The organism is Thermaurantimonas sp. (genome assembly GCF_046299575.1).
Lineage (GTDB): Bacteria > Bacteroidota > Bacteroidia > Flavobacteriales > Schleiferiaceae > Thermaurantimonas.
The window spans coordinates 136,304-152,830 of sequence record NZ_JBKBHX010000005.1 but is presented as its reverse complement, the minus strand read 5'-3'; the positions used below and the strand labels follow the sequence as shown (position 1 = coordinate 152,830).

Genomic DNA, 16,527 nt, shown 5'->3' with positions numbered 1-16,527 from the left:
GACTTTTACAATTAAAAAAGGCTTTTATTGTTGAGCTACAACTTCAAACTCCAGATCAAACTGCACATTGCGGTGTAGGCGGATTTTCGCAGTGAATTTTCCGGTGTTTTTGATTACAGATCCAGGAATGTAGATATACTTTTTATCTACATGAAAGCCCATACCAGCAAGATGAGCAGCCAGATCAGCATTTGATACTGAGCCAAAGAGTTTGTTTCCTTTTCCGACTTTTACCGGCAGTTTTATTTCAACAGCCTGCATGCTTTCTGCCAGTTTGCGAGCATCTTCAATGATTTTAGCCTCTTTGTGAGCTCTTTGGCGAAGGGTTTCGGCCAGAACTTTTTTAGCAGATTCGGTAGCTAAGATGGCCATGCCCTGTGGAATGAGGTAGTTGCGGGCGTAGCCTGGTTTTACATCAACGATATCGTCTTTAAAACCCAGGTTTTCAACGTCTTTCTTTAGTATTACTTCCATGGCCTATCTTATTTAAGGTTATCAGCTACGAACGGCAATAAGGCTAAATGACGAGCTCTCTTAACAGCCTGAGCCAGCTTGCGCTGGTATTTCAGCGAATTACCGGTTATACGACGGGGAAGAATTTTTCCCTGTTCGTTTACGAAGCGAAGTAGAAAATCGGGGTCTTTGTAATCGATAAACTTGATGCCATACTTTTTAAAGCGGCAATATTTCTTTTTCTTGGTAGTATCTATAGCGATGGGCTGTAGGTAGCGGATTTCACCTTTACCTCCACCGGCTGCTGATGCTTCAAGTTCGTTAGTGATGTCCATTTTTTAAGCGTTTTGAAGTTTTTGTCTTCTTTTTTTAGCGTACTCGATGTGGTATTTGTCCATGCGAACAGTGAGGTAGCGCATCACGCGCTCATCGCGCTTGAGCTCAGTTTCGAGGGTGTCGATCAGTTCTCCGGAAGCTTTAAACTCCAGCAAATGGTAGAAACCACTGCGTTTTTTCTGGATGGGGTAAGCGAGCTTTCTTAACCCCCAGTGTTCTACATGGGTCACCTCTCCGCCCTTGGCCTCGATGATGCCCTTGAATTTTTCGACTGTTTCCCTTGTCTGCTCTTCTGACAAGACGGGATTTAAAATGAAAACAGTCTCGTACTGTTGAACCATAACCTGTTGATTTAATTTACTTTAGTTAGTTGATATTGATTTAAAATAAGGGCTGCAAAAATAGGGGAAACATCTGTTTTTCAAAACATTTTTCATTAAAAGCTTTATAAATCCTAAAGTTATCCTCAAGTTAATCCTCATAGCCTTCCATAAAAGTTATAGTGCGACCTTTAGGATATGAAATTTCAAATGTAAAAGATACAGAATATTGTTTTCCAGGGGGTACAGATATGTGCCAGCGCAGTACGCCGTTGCGACCTGGCTGGATGTTATCCGCCTTTTTAAATTTCACATCTATTTGACTGTCGGTACTTACGGGTACCCGATCGATGATGGTGATAGAAATGGGTGTGGAGCGTCTATTGATAATGCTAATAGTGTATTCGTAAGTATCGCGCTGAGTATTTCCAAAAAATGACCGTGATGAGTAAGGGTTTTCGCGCTTTCGCTGAACGGTTACATCCTTAATGTATCCTAACTGAAAGGCAGCACTGTCGCTGCTGTAAAATTCAGGCGCGTTAATACCTACCGGTCTGCCATTTAGTCTTACAACAGATGGCGTTTCACTAATTGCTTCAGTGCGTTCGAGTATTACGCCGAGCAGTTGCACTTTATTGACCATGTAGGGAGCTACCACATAATGCAGTCTTATGGAAAGTGTATCCGTTGACAATTCAGCTTGTAAAGGTTTGGTAGAAGAAAGTGTATATGCGCCTGTTAAAATAAAAATTTCTCCGTCAAGTCCTTGTTGCTTTCTTGTTTGAACATCTCCTGCATCTTCGGGCGAAAAAGCTCCTTGCACTGCAGTTGGAGTTAAGATCTTAGGTTTATGGCGATTTAAGTTTTCGTTCCGGTCTCTCAAAGTGATCAACCCATTGTGAAATACTACTCTTAAAGGTCGTATTTGAAGTGGTTTTTCAGAGAAATTAAATTCCTTGTCAATCAATGTGAGCTTTACATTCCGCCAGGTCTCTATATAATCTGAATGCACTTGAGCAAGATTTTTTAAATATGCCTTTTCTTCAGCTTCAGCGATATCAATCTCTTGTTGTCTGTTCCATCGCACACCTGTAGCTACGTAACTAATATTAAGCTTGTAAAAAGCATCGGATTTCACATCTACCAATATCGAAACTTTTCTATAGGATTGTTTTATGTAGTTTGTACGTTGATTGAGTTGATTTTGAAGTGATTGATATTCTTTCTGAAGTTCGTCTAACTGAGCTTTAGTCTTTGCACGAGTTTCTTTAACATCACTAAGCTGCTTTTGTAAAAATTGTAGAGCATCGCGCAGCAATTGCAAATTCAGATTATTGCTATTTGTTAAGCGCGAATTTTCCATCAATAATTTCTCTTGAGCATCGAGTTTTTCTAGCTCCAGAGATTTTGCTTGGATTTTTTCTCGCAAGAGTTTTAGTTGATCTGAATAATATCGACAACTATCATCATCGTTACACATCAGTTCCATAGGTTCACTTATGCGTGAAATTTTACCTGAAGGATTTATTTCGACAGCAAGCGTTTGTGGCTGTATTTCTTGACCGGGTAGAAGGACTGTTATGGCATTTACGCCTTTTCTCAAATTGGTTTCGAGCTGTACATATAGTTGTACATAGCCGTTGGAATAAACTTCGGCATCTGTAACCGTGACTCCAATGGAATTTTGTCCACTTAGGCAAAAGCTCGTGAAGACAAAAAGTCCAATGGCTATTTGAACATTCTGAACTTTCATTTGAATAATTTTTTTTGTGAAAAATTACCTTATAAGTCGGCAACGAAGGTTTGAAATCATTAAGTATCTATGCTATGACAAAACGCAGTAAATGAGAATTTTTTTGCTTAGCCTTCTCGAAATATTTGTAATTTCTCTTAAAGCCCAGAATAAAGCATACAGTATCGGAGCGATCTCAGCCGCACACCCGCTGGCAGTAGAGGCCGGGGTTGAGCTCCTCAAGAGGGGAGGCAATGCGGTAGATGCAGCCGTGGCAGTACATTTTGCTTTAGCCGCTGTTTATCAGGTGGCAGGCAATATTGCAGGTGGTGGATTTGCTGTCGTATACATACCTAATGGGCAAGTACTGGCTCTTGACTTTCGCGAGTCTGCTCCGATGGCAGCTACAGCCGATATGTATCTGGATTCGGTAGGGATGCCCATTATTCGGGCAAGCCTTGATGGTGCTCCAGCGGTCGGCATACCAGGCTCAGTAGCTGGCATGAAGATGCTGCACGATTCACTTGGCCGTTTAAATTGGGAAGAGTGTTTGCAGCCCGCCATTGAATTGGCTAAAAAACATAAGCTTACAAAATATATGGCGGATCATTGGAATAACAATATTAAAGAAATACTTCGCATCAACGGCCGGCTGCCTTCGTTTCTAAACTTAAATGCGCCTTTTAAAGAAGGAGATTGGTTTGTCCAAACCGAGCTTGCTGAAACGCTCGAAAGAATAGCTGTCTATGGACCGGATTCTTTCTACCTGGGCACATTCGCCCGTGATATGGCTGAATTTCTGCAATCAGGAGGCGGATGTCACACGGCCGAAGATTTCGCTCTCTACAAAGCTCTTTGGCGTGAACCGCAAGTGATCAGCTATCGCGGGCATACCATTTACACCATGTCTTTGCCTTCGGCTGGCGGCATTGGAATGTATCAATTTTTTAAAATGTCTGAGTTGCTTCGTTTCAATCGCTTTAAGCCTTACTCAACTAAGTATACGCATTACTTTGCTGAAATGGCCAAACGCATATATGCCGATCGACATAGGTATCTAGGTGATCCCTTAGCTGTGGATCAATATGACATTCAGAAAATTCAATCGGATAATTACCTGAAATCGCGTGCTGCTTCTATTTCTGAAGGCCGAATAACTCCCCCTGATGAGCTGGGATCGGCAAAATCAGGCAAAATCGAAAGCTTTCAAACAACGCACTTCTGCACGGCTGATTCTTCAGGACTGATTGTAAGTATCACTACTACCCTCAATGGTTACTTCGGATCTAAGTTGTATTACAAAGGCATGTTTTTCAACAACGAAATGGATGACTTTTCGACAGCCCCTGGCCACAGCAATCAATTTGGACTTCCTTATTCAGATGCCAACAAAGTCCGGCCTGGTCATCGAATGCTGAGCAGTATGTCGCCCACTATCGTTTTAAAAGATGGAAAACCGATTGCTGCTCTTGGTACACCAGGTGGTAGTACGATTATTACAAACGTCTTTCAGGTAATCGACTTGGTGATCCGTGGCTGGGCGTTGCAGGTTGCCATTGATCATAAAAAACTGCACGCTCAATGGTTACCGGAAGATTTGGTCGTGGAGAGGGGGGCACTCTCAGAAAAAAGCTTAAAAAATTTGAGCCGCATGGGATATAAGATTCAGGAAATTGAACAAATTGGAATTTTTAATGCAATTGAATTTCAGGGAGATAGAATGATTCCGGCGGCTGATTTCCATCGTAAGGGAAATTCAGCCGCCGGAGGACTGTAAGAAATGTGTTAGACCTGCGCCTGAGCGGGTTATCGAATAAATTTCTTCTTAAGTATTGGCAGATACACAGATGCTTTTTCCATGTTTTCGATCTCAAAGATGTCGTGTTCCATGGCAGCCTTGTGGCGGAGGGTATTTATGAGGTTTTCTACCTTGTTAAAAAAATTTGTAATTACTTCGGCACGCATCTCTTGATCGTCGATCAAAAGAAGTTTCTCTCTCAGATAATTCTCAAGGGGATTAAAGTTGCCCAAACTGAGTTGTTGCACAGCCATCGCTAAAGATGAATTGGTGGCTGTTGCTTGATTTGCAATGCTTTTGTTGAGAAATTGTACAGAACGTTGGCTAATGATTGTTTTCATGGTGGGTACTTTTTAAAAGTTTAGTTCGCTTTCCACCGGCAAAATTAAAAGATTAAAAAAATTTTCTCTCAGCGAAATTTCACAAATAACAAAAATTTTTTAATCAATCATTTCAAATCGCTGATGAAATAGCTCTTTTTTGATTTTTTTGGTAAATGGGATTTTAAAATTATAAGGTAAATTCTTATCATCCAGCTTCTTTTAGCCGATGGATGCATTAGAAAACCTACTTGACTCTAAAATCATAAAGCTTGACGGTCAAAGCTAAATCAAATTGCAAAAAATCGAATGTATCTCTGCTAAGAAGGGTTATTTTCCCGGTTGTACAAGCGCTAAAGTACTTGCCCAGTTTTAAGAAGTTTGGAACTCAATAAAAATGCTTAAAATTTAGGATTTATGCAAATTAACTTTTGGCGGATTAACGTTTTTTGGAAGTCTTTTTTTCTGAAACTGGTTGGTACAAGTAGAGCTTTGTGTAGTATTCATCGGCCATGCGGGTAGATCTAAAGTAGGTTAATACCTCTTTCATGGAGTTCATCATAATCTTTTTCCACATACCCTTCCCGTCATAAAAGTCGGGGAGCAGTTCGTTGTTTAAAACCTTGTAAAGGTTTTCAAAATCCTCTTTATCCTGAATTTCCACGACTCCGGGTGCAGTGGTATCAGGTATCAGATAGCAATTGTGCCGGTGTTTGCCAAATTCTACCATCCATCCGTCGTTGATGGAGAAATTTACTGCGCCGTTCATAGCGGCAGTCATTCCACTTGTACCTGATGCTTCTCGGGGTTTGCGTGGGGTATTGAGCCATACATCGGTGCCATTTTTCAAAATGCGAGAAAGAGCAAGTTCATATCCGGTAAGTATACACGCATTGGGAAGACGCTTTGTAAGGTGTACAATTCGATTAAAGACATCAATTGCCCTATAATCGGTAGGGTAGGGTTTGCCTGCCCAGATGATTTGAACAGGATATTTTTTATTGGTCAAGGCTTCCATAAAGGGTTCCATTTCTCGGAAGAGCAGGTCAGGTCGTTTATACGCTGCAAACCTTCTCGCCCAGACAATTGTAATCACCTCAGGGTCAAAGAGTTTGCCGGTTTGGTCTGCCACTACTTTGAAGAGATCGTATTTTAATTCTTTTTTACGGGCTACTATGGCCTGATAATCATTGGCTTCTAGAGCTTGCTGTATGGGTTTATCGCCCCAATAAGTAAGACTCTGAGCATTGGTGATGTGGTCAATTTCACATACGTCTTGGTAGTTTTTCCACATTTCGCGCGATACTTCGCCGTGCAGTTTGCTTACGGCATTGGCTTTTTTTGATAGCCTAAGCGCTGCTAGTGTATAATTAACTCTATCGGGTGTTTGATGAGTTATTCGTTCAATGTCTTTTTTGTTCCAATTTGGAAAAAAATGTATTTTCTGTAATAAGTCTAATGAGTGTTCCTCATTTCCAGCAGGCTCAGGAGTATGTGTTGTAAAGACAAATTGTTTTTTTATGGCCTCTTTATCGGAAGCTTTGCCATACAGGTAGGTGAATGCTGGCAGAGCATGTCCTTCATTTAAGTGATAAATGTCGGCACCACCCAGTGCTTCTACTACTTTGGCACCACCCTGGCCAAGCACAATACTCTGTGCCACGCGGGTAAGTTCATTGTCGTCATATAGGCGATTGGTAATAGTGCGGGAGAGGTGATCATTTTCGTCCACATCGGTGGTAAGCAGATATATAGGAACTGTTTTAAAAATTTCAGGCCGCAAGACAAAAGCTTTAACTTTTACATGAGGATTGTCGAATATTTGAACTTCTACAACGATTCCAGTATCTTCTAAAAAGGTATAATTCTTCTCAATAAAATCAACCCTCAGCGTTTGATCGTGATTTCGATTTTGGTCGTAATAACCATATTTCCAGAGAATTCCTATGCCAATCAAATTTTGTTTAAGGTTATAAGCAGAGCGCATGTGTGAGCCCGACAAAAAGCCCAGACCACCGCTATATATTTTCAAACTTTGATCAATGGCAAATTCCATTGAGAAGTATGCTACTCTCTTTGAATATCTCTCATCAGGAATATAGGGCATTTTCCAGTTGCTGTATTCTGAACGGCTCATTATAACTTCTTTTTGTGTTAGAGATTACAAATATGAAATACTCATTAGGGATATTAGTGTACATTTTATACGTTTTATTTTAATTTAAAGATGACTATGCAATCAGTAAATTGTTAAGCTTAACTTTAATTTTATAGACTGCTGCAAAAAATCTCAAAAAAATTTGTCCTAAACTTAATTTGACAACAACAACTCGGGAAAAAATCCAATTTTGGGAAAGTACATATATTAAAATCCAATAATGGGACAAGTAAAAACATTTTGAAAAAATGTATGATTTTGAATATCAAAATCATATGATATCTGGCATGTAATTTTTTTGAGTTTTAGTAAAATAAATTTAAATCATGAAAAAACAGCTTTTAATTTTAACAATATTTGGATCAATACTATTAGGCTGTAATAAAGATCCTGTCTCAAACAATCCAACCGGTCCTGTAGACATCCATGAAATGGTCGTCAACAGTACTTTCGAATGGGATGCTGCAAAAACATATCAACTGGATATCATCGGATACGCAAATTCTGTTCTTTTGATAAAAGACTCAGATGGAAATGTGATCCACAAAGCGATGCTCACCAAAGATGAATCTTACAAGACTACAATTCAGCTCCCGGCACATCATAAAACAATAAGAGCTGAATTCCTAGATAACGTCTATGAAATAAATCTTGATCAGTCAACTATTCACTTCACTTTAAATTAACACACCATGAAATCTTTTTCTTTAAGATTAATGCTTATTCTAACAATATTCTTTTTTGGAAAACGAACTTATTCTCAATCTGCTGCATGCGAAATCACCAAAGTAAACGGTGGAGGATTCTCAACCACTATAAAGTCGGTAGTTTGTAACCCCAACAATACCTACACTATCGTATTGCATGTCACACACAACGGCTGTGGAGGTCCAAGATGTAGAGAGCTATCACATTTGTCCATAGAGGCAGCACCCGGTACATATTCAAATATGAGTTTACAAGTGCTCTCTGGCAGTATGACAGGTGGTAATCTAGTGGTCGGTCCGAATCTTGGTTCAGATCCTTTCCAGGGTTTTAAATTTGACAATACCAAAAATATTGGAGGAGGCAAGGCTGGCGTTCTGAAAATTACATATACTCTTACTTCGCTTCAGAACCAGCGCGTATCTGCAAAAGCCGGTACAAACGGACAAATTGTCAATTTCTCAGTTGCTGACTTTACTTATGTAATGAATTGCAATGGTACAGGTTGTACTCCAGCACCGGCTGATACCGATGGAGATGGTGTGCCTGATGGTCAGGACGAATTTCCTAATGACCCACAGAGAGCCTTTTCATCCATAGCAGCTCAGGGAACACTTGCATTTGAGGACCTCTGGCCATATAATGGTGACTACGACTTCAACGATATGGTTATTGAATACAAATTAACTGCAATCACCAATAGCCTGAATAAAGTAAAAGACATTAAGGCAAGCTTCACACTCAAAGCTTTTGGAGCCGGATTTAAAAATGGCTTTGGATTCCAGTTCGGAAGCACTTCTACCAATCAAAGTCTTATCTCTGCTACTGGTTTCTCACTGTCTGAAAACATTATATCACTAAATTCCAATGGCCTGGAAGCCGGTCAGAGTATACCTACTGTTATTGTTTTTGACAATGCATATTCCTTGATGCCCCACCCTGGCCAAGGTGCGATTGGTGTAAATACTACACCTGGAGCAACCTATCGTGAGCCTCAGACCGTATTGATAGATATAACCTTCAGCACGCCAACCTATACAATAGCTCAGCTGAATTTGACAAATTTCAACCCCTTCATCTTCTCAAATTTGACCCGTGGCCGCGAAATTCACCTGCCTGATAAAGCCCCTACTTCATTGGCTAATACAGCTCTCTTCGGCACAGGCGATGACGATTCAAATCCTTCGGCTGGCAGATATTATAAAAACAAACAGAACCTTCCATGGGCAATTCACATACCCGGCACATTTGATTATCCAATCGAAAAGACGCCCATTACCAGTGCTCACCTTAAGTTCAGCCAGTGGGCGATGAGCAGCGGAATGTTGTTTCCGGATTGGTATCTCAATCTGTCAGGATACAGAGATAATACAAAAATTTATCAGAAGCCTTAACTGGGTGTGGTTTTTGTGGTAAAAAAAACCCGGCTAAACAGCCGGGCTTTTTTTATTCCGTATTGAGATATCAATGATCAGACAACTACACCGATCAAATCATACTCTGTGCTGTCGGTGATGCGCACGTTGTAAAAGTCGCCGATCCGCAGATATTCGGCCGATTCGATTGGGATCAGCACCTCATTGTCTACATCGGGCGAATCAAATTCCGTCCGGCCGATGTAGTGCCCGGCCTCCGTGCGGTCGATGAGTACGCGAAAGGTTTTTCCTACTTTCTGTCGGTTTAGCTCTTCCGATATGCGCTGTTGTACGGCCATGATTTCGGCTGCACGGGCCTGCTTTACTTCTTCAGGCACGTCGTCCGTCAGTTGGTAGGCATGAGTGTTTTCTTCATGCGAATAGGTAAAACACCCCAGCCGGTCGAAGCGCGTCTCGCGCACCCATTCCTTCAGGATCTCAAAGTCTTCATCAGTCTCCCCCGGATAGCCCACAATCAGCGTAGTGCGTATCGCTATGCCCGGCACCTTTTCGCGCATCAGTGCCAGCAGGCGATTCGTCTTTTCACGGGTAGTACCCCGACGCATGCTTTTCAGTATCGGATCGCTGATGTGCTGCAGCGGTATGTCCACGTACTTACAGATTTTCGGTTCGCGAGCCATCACCTCGAGCACATCTTCCGGAAAGCCTGCCGGATACAGGTAGTGCAGCCTGATCCATTCGATGCCCTCTACCTTGACCAATTCGGTGAGGAGGCGGGCAAGTTCGCGCTTTTTGTACAGGTCCAGTCCGTAGTAGGTCAGGTCCTGAGCGATGAGGATCAGCTCTTTCACCCCTTTTGCAGCCAGCGATTCGGCCTGTTTTACCAAGACTTCGATTGGAGTGCTCTTGTGCCCACCGCGCATCAGCGGTATGGCGCAGAAGCTGCACGGGCGGTCGCAGCCCTCCGATATTTTCATGTATGCATAGTGCGCCGGCGTGGTCAGCAGCCGCTCACCTACCAACTCGTGCTTGTAGTCGGCCCCCAGCACCTTGAGCAGCCGCGGCAGGTCGCGCGTGCCAAAGTACTGATCCACCTCAGGAATCTCTTTTTCCAGGTCCGGTTTGTAGCGCTCGCTCAGACAGCCGGTTACATAGACTTTTTCCACCTTGCCGCGTTCTTTCAGATCCACATAGTGCAGGATGGTATCTATGCTCTCCTGCTTGGCATTATTTATAAAGCCGCAGGTATTGATTACCACTATGTCACCTACCGGAGCTTCGGCCACTACCTCCTTGCCGCTGGCGCGCAGCTGTCCCATCAGCACCTCGCTGTCGTACAGATTTTTTGAGCAGCCGAGGGTGACTACATTGATTTTCTTCTTTTTAATGCTTTTCGTTCGCATGATCTGTTTCAATGAATTTTTTATATAAATCCGGCCGGCGCTCACGGGTTCGCTGCAGCGACTGTTCGAAACGCCACTGCTCTATCATCGCCTGATGGCCGCTCAGTAGCACTTCCGGTACGCTGTGCCCCATAAATTCCGGCGGACGCGTATAGACCGGCGGTGCCAGCAGCCCGTCCTGAAAGGTATCGGTCAGGGCCGATGTTTCATCGTTGAGCACACCCGGTATCAGCCGAATCACCGCGTCGGCCACCACAGCCGCAGCCAGCTCGCCCCCCGAGATCACGTAGTCGCCGATCGAAAGCTCCATCGTCACCAGCAGATCGCGCACCCGCTGATCCACCCCTTTGTAATGCCCGCAGATGATCAGCAGGTTTTCCTTCATCGACAGTCGGTTCGCTGTCTGCTGGTTAAAGGGCTCACCGTCAGGCGTCATATACAGCACTTCGTCATACGAGCGTTGCGATTTCAGATGCTGCACCAGTCGGTAAATCGGCTCCACCATCATCACCATACCCGCCCCACCACCGTATTGGTAGTCATCCACCTGCTTGTGTTTGCCCAGGCCCCAGGGCCTCAGGTCGTGCACCACCACTTCAGCCAGCCCGCGTTCCTGCGCCCGCTTGAGAATGCTGTGGCTAAAGGGGCCGGAGAGCAGCTCCGGATGCACCGTTATAATGTCAATTCTCATTCTCTTTCTTTTTTCATTTTGGGCGTGCCCCTCACTTCCTTCGCTTCGCTACGTCGTTCGGGTCGGCGTGCTCCGGGGTACGCTATCGCTTCCGTGCTCGGCTTCGCTGTGCTCAGCCTTCGCACCGCGCTTGCGCGCGCCCTTCGCATGCCTCACGCGCAGCGTGCACATACCTGATCACATCATCGCTTTCCTGTGAATCCTGTCACAAGGTGTCTGCCCCGCCACCCCAAAAATACACCAATCACACCGCCATATACCGCCCCGAAGAGCACATCCGTCGGGTAATGCACCCCGAGATATAGCCTGCTGAAGCTCACCAATCCCGCCCAGAGCACCATCAGCACTATCCACTTATGACCTCTGTAAAACAACGCCATCAGCAGTCCTGCCAGCATAAAGCTGTTTGCCGCATGGCTCGACACAAACCCATACTGGCCCCCACAGCCACCCGGCAGCCGGAGCTGCCCTGCCAAAGCCTCCACATGGCATGGCCGAAGCCGCTTAAACGTATTTTTAAAAAGCCATACCGATCCCACATCGCTCAGCAGCAGACCAATGCCCACCAGCACCACAAAGGCTGTAAAACCCTCTCTGCCGGCTACTTTCCACACCCAGAACAGCAGCAGCCCATAGAGCGGCATCCAGCTCCATTTGCCCGTCACGTACAGCCACACCGCATCCATCCCCGGCGTACCACTGCCGTTGATCGCCAATAGCAGGCGCTCATCGCCGGCTGTAAACCATTGCAGCAGTTCATTCATGTATCAGATTCCAGAGTTTGTCTTTTAGTACATCGAGATTCAGCTGCGCTACCGACGATATGGGTACGAAGTCCACCTCTTTCGGTACCCTCCGCCAGAGGTTTTTCATTGCTTTTTCATCCAGCAAGTCGCACTTGGTCACAGCCAGCAGCCGTCGTTTGTGGAGCAGTTCGGGGTTGTATTTCTTCAGTTCGTTCAGCAGGATTCTGTATTCTTTAGTAATGCTATCGCTTGTAGCCGGTATCATAAAGAGCAGCACGCTATTTCGCTCGATGTGGCGCAGAAAGCGATGGCCAAGTCCCCGTCCTTCGGCTGCCCCCTCGATGATTCCCGGAATATCAGCCATCACAAAAGATTTAAAATCCCGGTAGGCCACAATGCCCAGATTAGGTACCAGCGTCGTAAAAGGATAGTCAGCAATCTCTGGTTTTGCAGCCGTGATGGTAGCCAGCAGCGTCGATTTCCCTGCATTCGGAAAGCCAACAAGTCCCACGTCAGCCAGGATTTTCAGCTCCAGTATGCGCCAGCCCTCTTCACCAGGCTCACCCGGCTGAGCATAGCGCGGAGTTTGATTGGTAGGCGATTTAAAATGCGTATTGCCCAGACCACCTCTGCCGCCCCGCATCACGATAAACTCCTGTCCCGGCTCGGTCAGCTCGGCCAGCACTTCGCCCGTGTCGGGATTTTTCACCACAGTGCCGAGCGGCACCTCTACTACCACATCCTTGCCCTGGCGACCGGTGCAGTTGTTGGAGGAGCCATTTTCACCGGCTTCGGCTTTGATGTGTTTCTGGTATTTGAGATGTAGCAGCGTCCAGAGTTGTGGATTTGCGCGCAGGATCACGTGACCGCCCCGTCCACCGTCGCCACCGTCAGGTCCCCCTTTTGGCACATATTTGGCGCGACGCAGGTGTGCCGATCCCGCACCGCCTTTACCGCTGGCAAACCAGATTTTTACGTAATCCACGAAGTTTGACCCGGACATAATCTACTGACTTTCAGAATTGTAAATTTCCATAAAAAGGCCTGCAAAGTTAATTGTCGCCCTATTATGCTTTTGTTAATATGCATCCCCTTATCTGACATAACTCAAATCAGCAATCTTTAGAGTTTTAAAATTTCTAATTTAAGAATCCGTCTGAACGCATACTTGCAAACACCTACCACTTTTTAATTCAAAAATCATAAAAATTCGTCCTGGTTATTCTTCTCCATTAAAAATATGGAAATTCGTCTAAAACGAAAAACAACCTATAGAAAATGTCGAGAAAAGAAAGTACATTATGTATAAAATAAAATTGTTGTCAGATGCTCAATCAATAAAACATTAACCACGTTCATATTTCTATACCGATTAAAATAATCATTGCATGCTACCATATGAATACAAAAAAAACTAAAGTACATATCAGAAATATACGTGTTTATTAGTTTAGATAAAAAAGATTAGATATACAATGTGATACATTGAATGCGAATGTATGTAATTTATAATATATTGATTATCAAATACAAGAAAAGGCTCAAAAAAGTTTTATCTTTTTAAAATCAGTAATGCGAATTTCGTATATTTTTGTGTTAGCGGGCAGCCTAATAAACGACAACTATATTTAATAACGAATTGACAATTAAATGAAAATATGATTCCAGACTATCAATCCTTAATGCTTCCATTACTCAAACTTGTTTCAGATGGACAAGAACACAAATACAGAGACTTGATTGAAAGTTTGGCAATTGAATTTCAAGTAACAGACGAAGAAAGAAAAGAACTGTTGGCAAGTGGCAACCAAGCCATTTTTGACAATAGAGTTGGTTGGGCTAAGACTTATCTAAAAAAAGCAGGACTGATTGACTCTCCAAAACGAGCAACGTTTGTAATCACCGACCTTGGCAGACAGACTTTAGCGAAAAACCCTGACCGCATTGATGCAAAATATTTAAGACAGTTTCCTGCATTTTTAGAGTTTCTAAACGCTTCGAGAAACAATAACGAAAGCGAAGAAGACGAAACGACAATAATTGAAAACAATGACGAGACACCTGAAGAGAGTTTAGACAAAGCGTATCAGCGAATAAGAAAATCCTTAGCGTCTGAACTGCTTAACAGAGTTGTTGACCTCTCTCCTGCTTTCTTTGAGCGACTTGTAGTTGAACTTTTAGTAAAAATGGGTTATGGTGGTTCTATCAAAGACGCAGGAAAAGCAATAGGAAGAAGCGGTGACGAAGGAATTGACGGAACAATAAAAGAAGACAAACTTGGTCTTGACATCATTTACATTCAAGCCAAACGCTGGAAACCTGGAAATGTGGTTGGACGACCTGAGCTTCAAAAATTCGTTGGTGCACTTGCCGGACAAGGAGCCAAAAAAGGAATTTTCATAACGACATCAAATTTCACAAAAGAAGCATTGGAATACACACCGAGAAATGAAACGAAAATTGTTCTCATAGACGGTGAACAGTTGGCTCAACTAATGATTGACTACAATCTTGGTTGCACAACACAGCAGACTTATGAACTTAAAAAAATTGACAGCGACTATTTTGGAGAAGAATAAAACATACGGACAGACAGAAGGCCGACCCGCTAACAGGCGTTTGGCACAATGGCGAGTGACGTGGTTAAGTCAAGTGCAGTGCCTCTATCAGCATTTGTGCTTGGTTGACAGTGAAGTGCTCCGAAATCCGCCACTGCGCCAAGCGCCAAAACGTTGGCGGCAAGCGTATTACGACACTCCAAACTAAATCAAATGTGACTTTTGTAACAGTTAACAAGGACAAATTGAGCGAAATTTGCTTTTAAAAGTAATGACAGAAAATATAAATCTCGGTCTTAAGGAAAATTGGAAACAGTTTACCATTTTGGTAATCGTGAACGCCTTTGTAGGTGGAATGATTGGAATGGAGCGAACAATCTTCCCTCAATTTGCTGAACTGGAATTTGGTGTTGCTTCAAAAACTGCCATTCTTTCTTTCATAACAGCCTTTGGTATTACAAAAGCAATAGCAAACTATTATACAGGACGACTTGCCAATAAATTCGGACGCAGGAATTTACTTTTATTCGGTTGGCTTATCGCCAATCCAATTCCGTTTATACTCATTTACGCTTCAAGCTGGAGTTGGGTAATATTTGCCAATGTGCTTTTGGGTGTAAGTCAAGGACTGACATGGAGTAGCACAGTTGTGATGAAAATAGACCTTGTTGGAGAGAAAGACCGTGGATTTGCTATGGGTTTAAACGAATTTACAGGTTACTTTGCTGTGGGTGTTGTTGCTTTTTTGACAGGTTATATAGCCAACACGTATGGTATTACACCTTATCCATTTTACATAGGCATATTCATTTCCATTCTTGGTTTCGTTTTGACAGCCCTATGGGTTAAGGACACAAGGGTTTTTGTTCATAAAGAGAGTGCTACCGACAATACAGCACAACTTGACAATGTCTTTTTAGAAACAACTTTTAAGAACAAAACTTTAAGTTCAGTCACACAGGCAGGACTTGTAAACAACCTCAATGACGGAATGATTTGGGGCTTGCTTCCAATCGTATTGTTTTCGTTAAACTACAACAACGAAAATATTGGAATAATCACAGCTATTTACCCAACTGTTTGGGGTATCGGACAACTTTTTACAGGTAAAATGTCCGACCACTACTCAAAAAAAGCAATGCTTTTTTGGGGTATGCTTTTACAAGGATTAGCCATTTTATTTATTCCATTCAGTAGCGACTTTTATGTTTTGGCTTCTATTTCAGCAATTTTAGGTTTGGGAACAGCATTGGTTTACCCAACTTTCTTATCCACCATTGCACAAGCGACAAGCCCGAAACAACGAGCAGAGAGTATTGGCACATTCCGACTTTGGAGAGACTTGGGTTATGCTTTTGGTGCTGTAATTTCAGGAGTTACAGCAGATCTATTTGGTATTGATTATGCCATTCTACTAATAGGCGGACTAACAATTATTTCTTCACTCATTATCAAATTCCGAATGCCCGAACAAATTAAATCAATCAAAGACTGTATTGAAGTTGATGAAGTAAAAGAAGCACTTCAAACAAACAAAAAAATCCTAATCATTGACGTAAGAAGTAAACAAGAATATGAACAAGCCCACATACCGAACGCCTTGAACATTTCTCTTCAAGACTTGAAAGACAGCATTTCAAAATTTGACAAGAATTTTCAATTTGTAACAGTTTGTAGTAAAGGTGGCGGACGGTCAGAAGACGGAGCAAAACTATTAAAAGAGTTAGGACTAAATGCAATTTGGCTTTGCGGTGGGACAAATAAATGGCTGAGCATAAACGGTTGACAAGAACGCCAGCCGCCAACACGGGTAACTGTTGCACAACCTCTTTTTAAATTCTAAAAGCTAAGTTTTACTTAAAATATTGGCTGCATTAGAGGCGTTTTAAGAGCACTTGTTTTTCTTCTTGATTTTTGGGTTGTAATTTTTT

Annotated in this window: 16 protein-coding genes; 6 read left to right on the top strand and 10 right to left on the bottom strand. The window is 43.0% G+C overall.

The window, feature by feature from the left end:
- Nucleotides 1-24: 24 nt before the first annotated feature.
- From rplI to ACK4EX_RS08255, 4 genes are all read right to left on the bottom strand, one after another.
- Nucleotides 25-474, bottom strand: coding sequence for a 50S ribosomal protein L9 (gene rplI, locus ACK4EX_RS08270; RefSeq protein WP_409771663.1), 450 nt, complete (start codon nt 472-474; stop codon nt 25-27).
- Between the two features lie 8 nt (nt 475-482).
- Nucleotides 483-788, bottom strand: coding sequence for a 30S ribosomal protein S18 (gene rpsR, locus ACK4EX_RS08265; protein ID WP_409771660.1), 306 nt, complete (start codon nt 786-788; stop codon nt 483-485).
- A gap of 3 nt (nt 789-791) precedes the next feature.
- Complete coding sequence (gene rpsF, locus ACK4EX_RS08260) at nt 792-1,130, bottom strand: 30S ribosomal protein S6 (protein ID WP_409771658.1); 339 nt, start codon at nt 1,128-1,130, stop codon at nt 792-794.
- Between the two features lie 130 nt (nt 1,131-1,260).
- Entirely contained in the window at nt 1,261-2,862 is a 1,602-nt protein-coding gene (locus ACK4EX_RS08255; RefSeq protein WP_409771656.1) for a DUF4139 domain-containing protein, read from the bottom strand.
- Between the two features lie 91 nt (nt 2,863-2,953).
- Between ACK4EX_RS08255 and ggt the strand changes: the two genes are divergently transcribed.
- Nucleotides 2,954-4,618, top strand: a complete 1,665-nt coding sequence (gene ggt, locus ACK4EX_RS08250; protein WP_409771653.1) for a gamma-glutamyltransferase — start codon at nt 2,954-2,956, stop codon at nt 4,616-4,618.
- 29 nt (nt 4,619-4,647) lie between these two features.
- On the opposite strand, the gene ACK4EX_RS08245 is transcribed toward ggt, so the two are convergent.
- Together ACK4EX_RS08245 and glgP are read right to left on the bottom strand one after the other, a co-directional pair.
- Entirely contained in the window at nt 4,648-4,980 is a 333-nt protein-coding gene (locus tag ACK4EX_RS08245; protein ID WP_409771652.1) for a hypothetical protein, read from the bottom strand.
- A 418-nt stretch (nt 4,981-5,398) separates the two neighbouring features.
- Entirely contained in the window at nt 5,399-7,096 is a 1,698-nt protein-coding gene (glgP, locus tag ACK4EX_RS08240) for an alpha-glucan family phosphorylase (protein ID WP_409771650.1), read from the bottom strand.
- A 347-nt stretch (nt 7,097-7,443) separates the two neighbouring features.
- On the opposite strand from glgP, the gene ACK4EX_RS08235 reads away from it, so the two are divergent.
- Nucleotides 7,444-7,803, top strand: a complete 360-nt coding sequence (locus tag ACK4EX_RS08235; RefSeq protein WP_409771648.1) for a hypothetical protein — start codon at nt 7,444-7,446, stop codon at nt 7,801-7,803.
- 6 nt (nt 7,804-7,809) lie between these two features.
- Nucleotides 7,810-9,216 carry an LruC domain-containing protein gene (locus tag ACK4EX_RS08230; protein ID WP_409771645.1) on the top strand — a complete coding sequence of 469 codons (1,407 nt, stop codon included), beginning with the start codon at nt 7,810-7,812 and terminating at the stop codon, nt 9,214-9,216.
- Between the two features lie 77 nt (nt 9,217-9,293).
- Here the strand turns inward: ACK4EX_RS08230 and rimO are convergent, their stop codons facing one another.
- Nucleotides 9,294-10,601 carry a 30S ribosomal protein S12 methylthiotransferase RimO gene (gene rimO / locus ACK4EX_RS08225; RefSeq protein ID WP_409771781.1) on the bottom strand — a complete coding sequence of 436 codons (1,308 nt, stop codon included), beginning with the start codon at nt 10,599-10,601 and terminating at the stop codon, nt 9,294-9,296.
- On the bottom strand, nt 10,582-11,292 hold the full coding sequence (gene trmD / locus ACK4EX_RS08220; RefSeq protein WP_409771642.1) for a tRNA (guanosine(37)-N1)-methyltransferase TrmD: 711 nt from the start codon (nt 11,290-11,292) through the stop codon (nt 10,582-10,584). The genes rimO and trmD overlap by 20 nt, the downstream gene beginning before the upstream one ends.
- Here trmD and ACK4EX_RS08215 point away from each other — a divergent pair.
- Nucleotides 11,266-11,469, top strand: coding sequence for a hypothetical protein (locus ACK4EX_RS08215; RefSeq protein WP_409771640.1), 204 nt, complete (start codon nt 11,266-11,268; stop codon nt 11,467-11,469). The two genes, trmD and ACK4EX_RS08215, sit on opposite strands and share 27 nt — an antisense overlap.
- Before the next feature lie 5 nt (nt 11,470-11,474).
- On the opposite strand, the gene ACK4EX_RS08210 is transcribed toward ACK4EX_RS08215, so the two are convergent.
- Entirely contained in the window at nt 11,475-11,969 is a 495-nt protein-coding gene (locus ACK4EX_RS08210) for a phosphatase PAP2 family protein (protein ID WP_409771637.1), read from the bottom strand.
- A 79-nt stretch (nt 11,970-12,048) separates the two neighbouring features.
- Complete coding sequence (gene obgE / locus ACK4EX_RS08205) at nt 12,049-13,041, bottom strand: GTPase ObgE (protein WP_409771634.1); 993 nt, start codon at nt 13,039-13,041, stop codon at nt 12,049-12,051.
- A 655-nt stretch (nt 13,042-13,696) separates the two neighbouring features.
- On the opposite strand from obgE, the gene ACK4EX_RS08200 reads away from it, so the two are divergent.
- Together ACK4EX_RS08200 and ACK4EX_RS08195 are read left to right on the top strand one after the other, a co-directional pair.
- Nucleotides 13,697-14,617 (top strand): restriction endonuclease, encoded by a 921-nt coding sequence (locus tag ACK4EX_RS08200; RefSeq protein ID WP_409771632.1) that lies wholly within the window; start codon nt 13,697-13,699, stop codon nt 14,615-14,617.
- Between the two features lie 250 nt (nt 14,618-14,867).
- Nucleotides 14,868-16,382, top strand: coding sequence for an MFS transporter (locus ACK4EX_RS08195; RefSeq protein ID WP_409771630.1), 1,515 nt, complete (start codon nt 14,868-14,870; stop codon nt 16,380-16,382).
- Nucleotides 16,383-16,527 lie beyond the last annotated feature (145 nt).

Excerpts from the sequence above, each read along its gene's own strand:
- rplI (WP_409771663.1), bottom strand. The coding sequence starts at position 474 with ATGGAAGTAATACTAAAGAAAGACGTTGAAAACCTGGGTTTTAAAGAC.
- rpsR (WP_409771660.1), bottom strand. The coding sequence starts at position 788 with ATGGACATCACTAACGAACTTGAAGCATCAGCAGCCGGTGGAGGTAAA.
- rpsF (WP_409771658.1), bottom strand. The coding sequence starts at position 1,130 with ATGGTTCAACAGTACGAGACTGTTTTCATTTTAAATCCCGTCTTGTCA.
- ACK4EX_RS08255 (WP_409771656.1), bottom strand. The coding sequence starts at position 2,862 with ATGAAAGTTCAGAATGTTCAAATAGCCATTGGACTTTTTGTCTTCACG.
- ggt (WP_409771653.1), top strand. The coding sequence starts at position 2,954 with ATGAGAATTTTTTTGCTTAGCCTTCTCGAAATATTTGTAATTTCTCTT.
- ACK4EX_RS08245 (WP_409771652.1), bottom strand. The coding sequence starts at position 4,980 with ATGAAAACAATCATTAGCCAACGTTCTGTACAATTTCTCAACAAAAGC.
- glgP (WP_409771650.1), bottom strand. The coding sequence starts at position 7,096 with ATGAGCCGTTCAGAATACAGCAACTGGAAAATGCCCTATATTCCTGAT.
- ACK4EX_RS08235 (WP_409771648.1), top strand. The coding sequence starts at position 7,444 with ATGAAAAAACAGCTTTTAATTTTAACAATATTTGGATCAATACTATTA.
- ACK4EX_RS08230 (WP_409771645.1), top strand. The coding sequence starts at position 7,810 with ATGAAATCTTTTTCTTTAAGATTAATGCTTATTCTAACAATATTCTTT.
- rimO (WP_409771781.1), bottom strand. The coding sequence starts at position 10,601 with ATGCGAACGAAAAGCATTAAAAAGAAGAAAATCAATGTAGTCACCCTC.
- ACK4EX_RS08215 (WP_409771640.1), top strand. The coding sequence starts at position 11,266 with ATGCACCGTTATAATGTCAATTCTCATTCTCTTTCTTTTTTCATTTTG.
- trmD (WP_409771642.1), bottom strand. The coding sequence starts at position 11,292 with ATGAGAATTGACATTATAACGGTGCATCCGGAGCTGCTCTCCGGCCCC.
- obgE (WP_409771634.1), bottom strand. The coding sequence starts at position 13,041 with ATGTCCGGGTCAAACTTCGTGGATTACGTAAAAATCTGGTTTGCCAGC.
- ACK4EX_RS08200 (WP_409771632.1), top strand. The coding sequence starts at position 13,697 with ATGATTCCAGACTATCAATCCTTAATGCTTCCATTACTCAAACTTGTT.
- ACK4EX_RS08195 (WP_409771630.1), top strand. The coding sequence starts at position 14,868 with ATGACAGAAAATATAAATCTCGGTCTTAAGGAAAATTGGAAACAGTTT.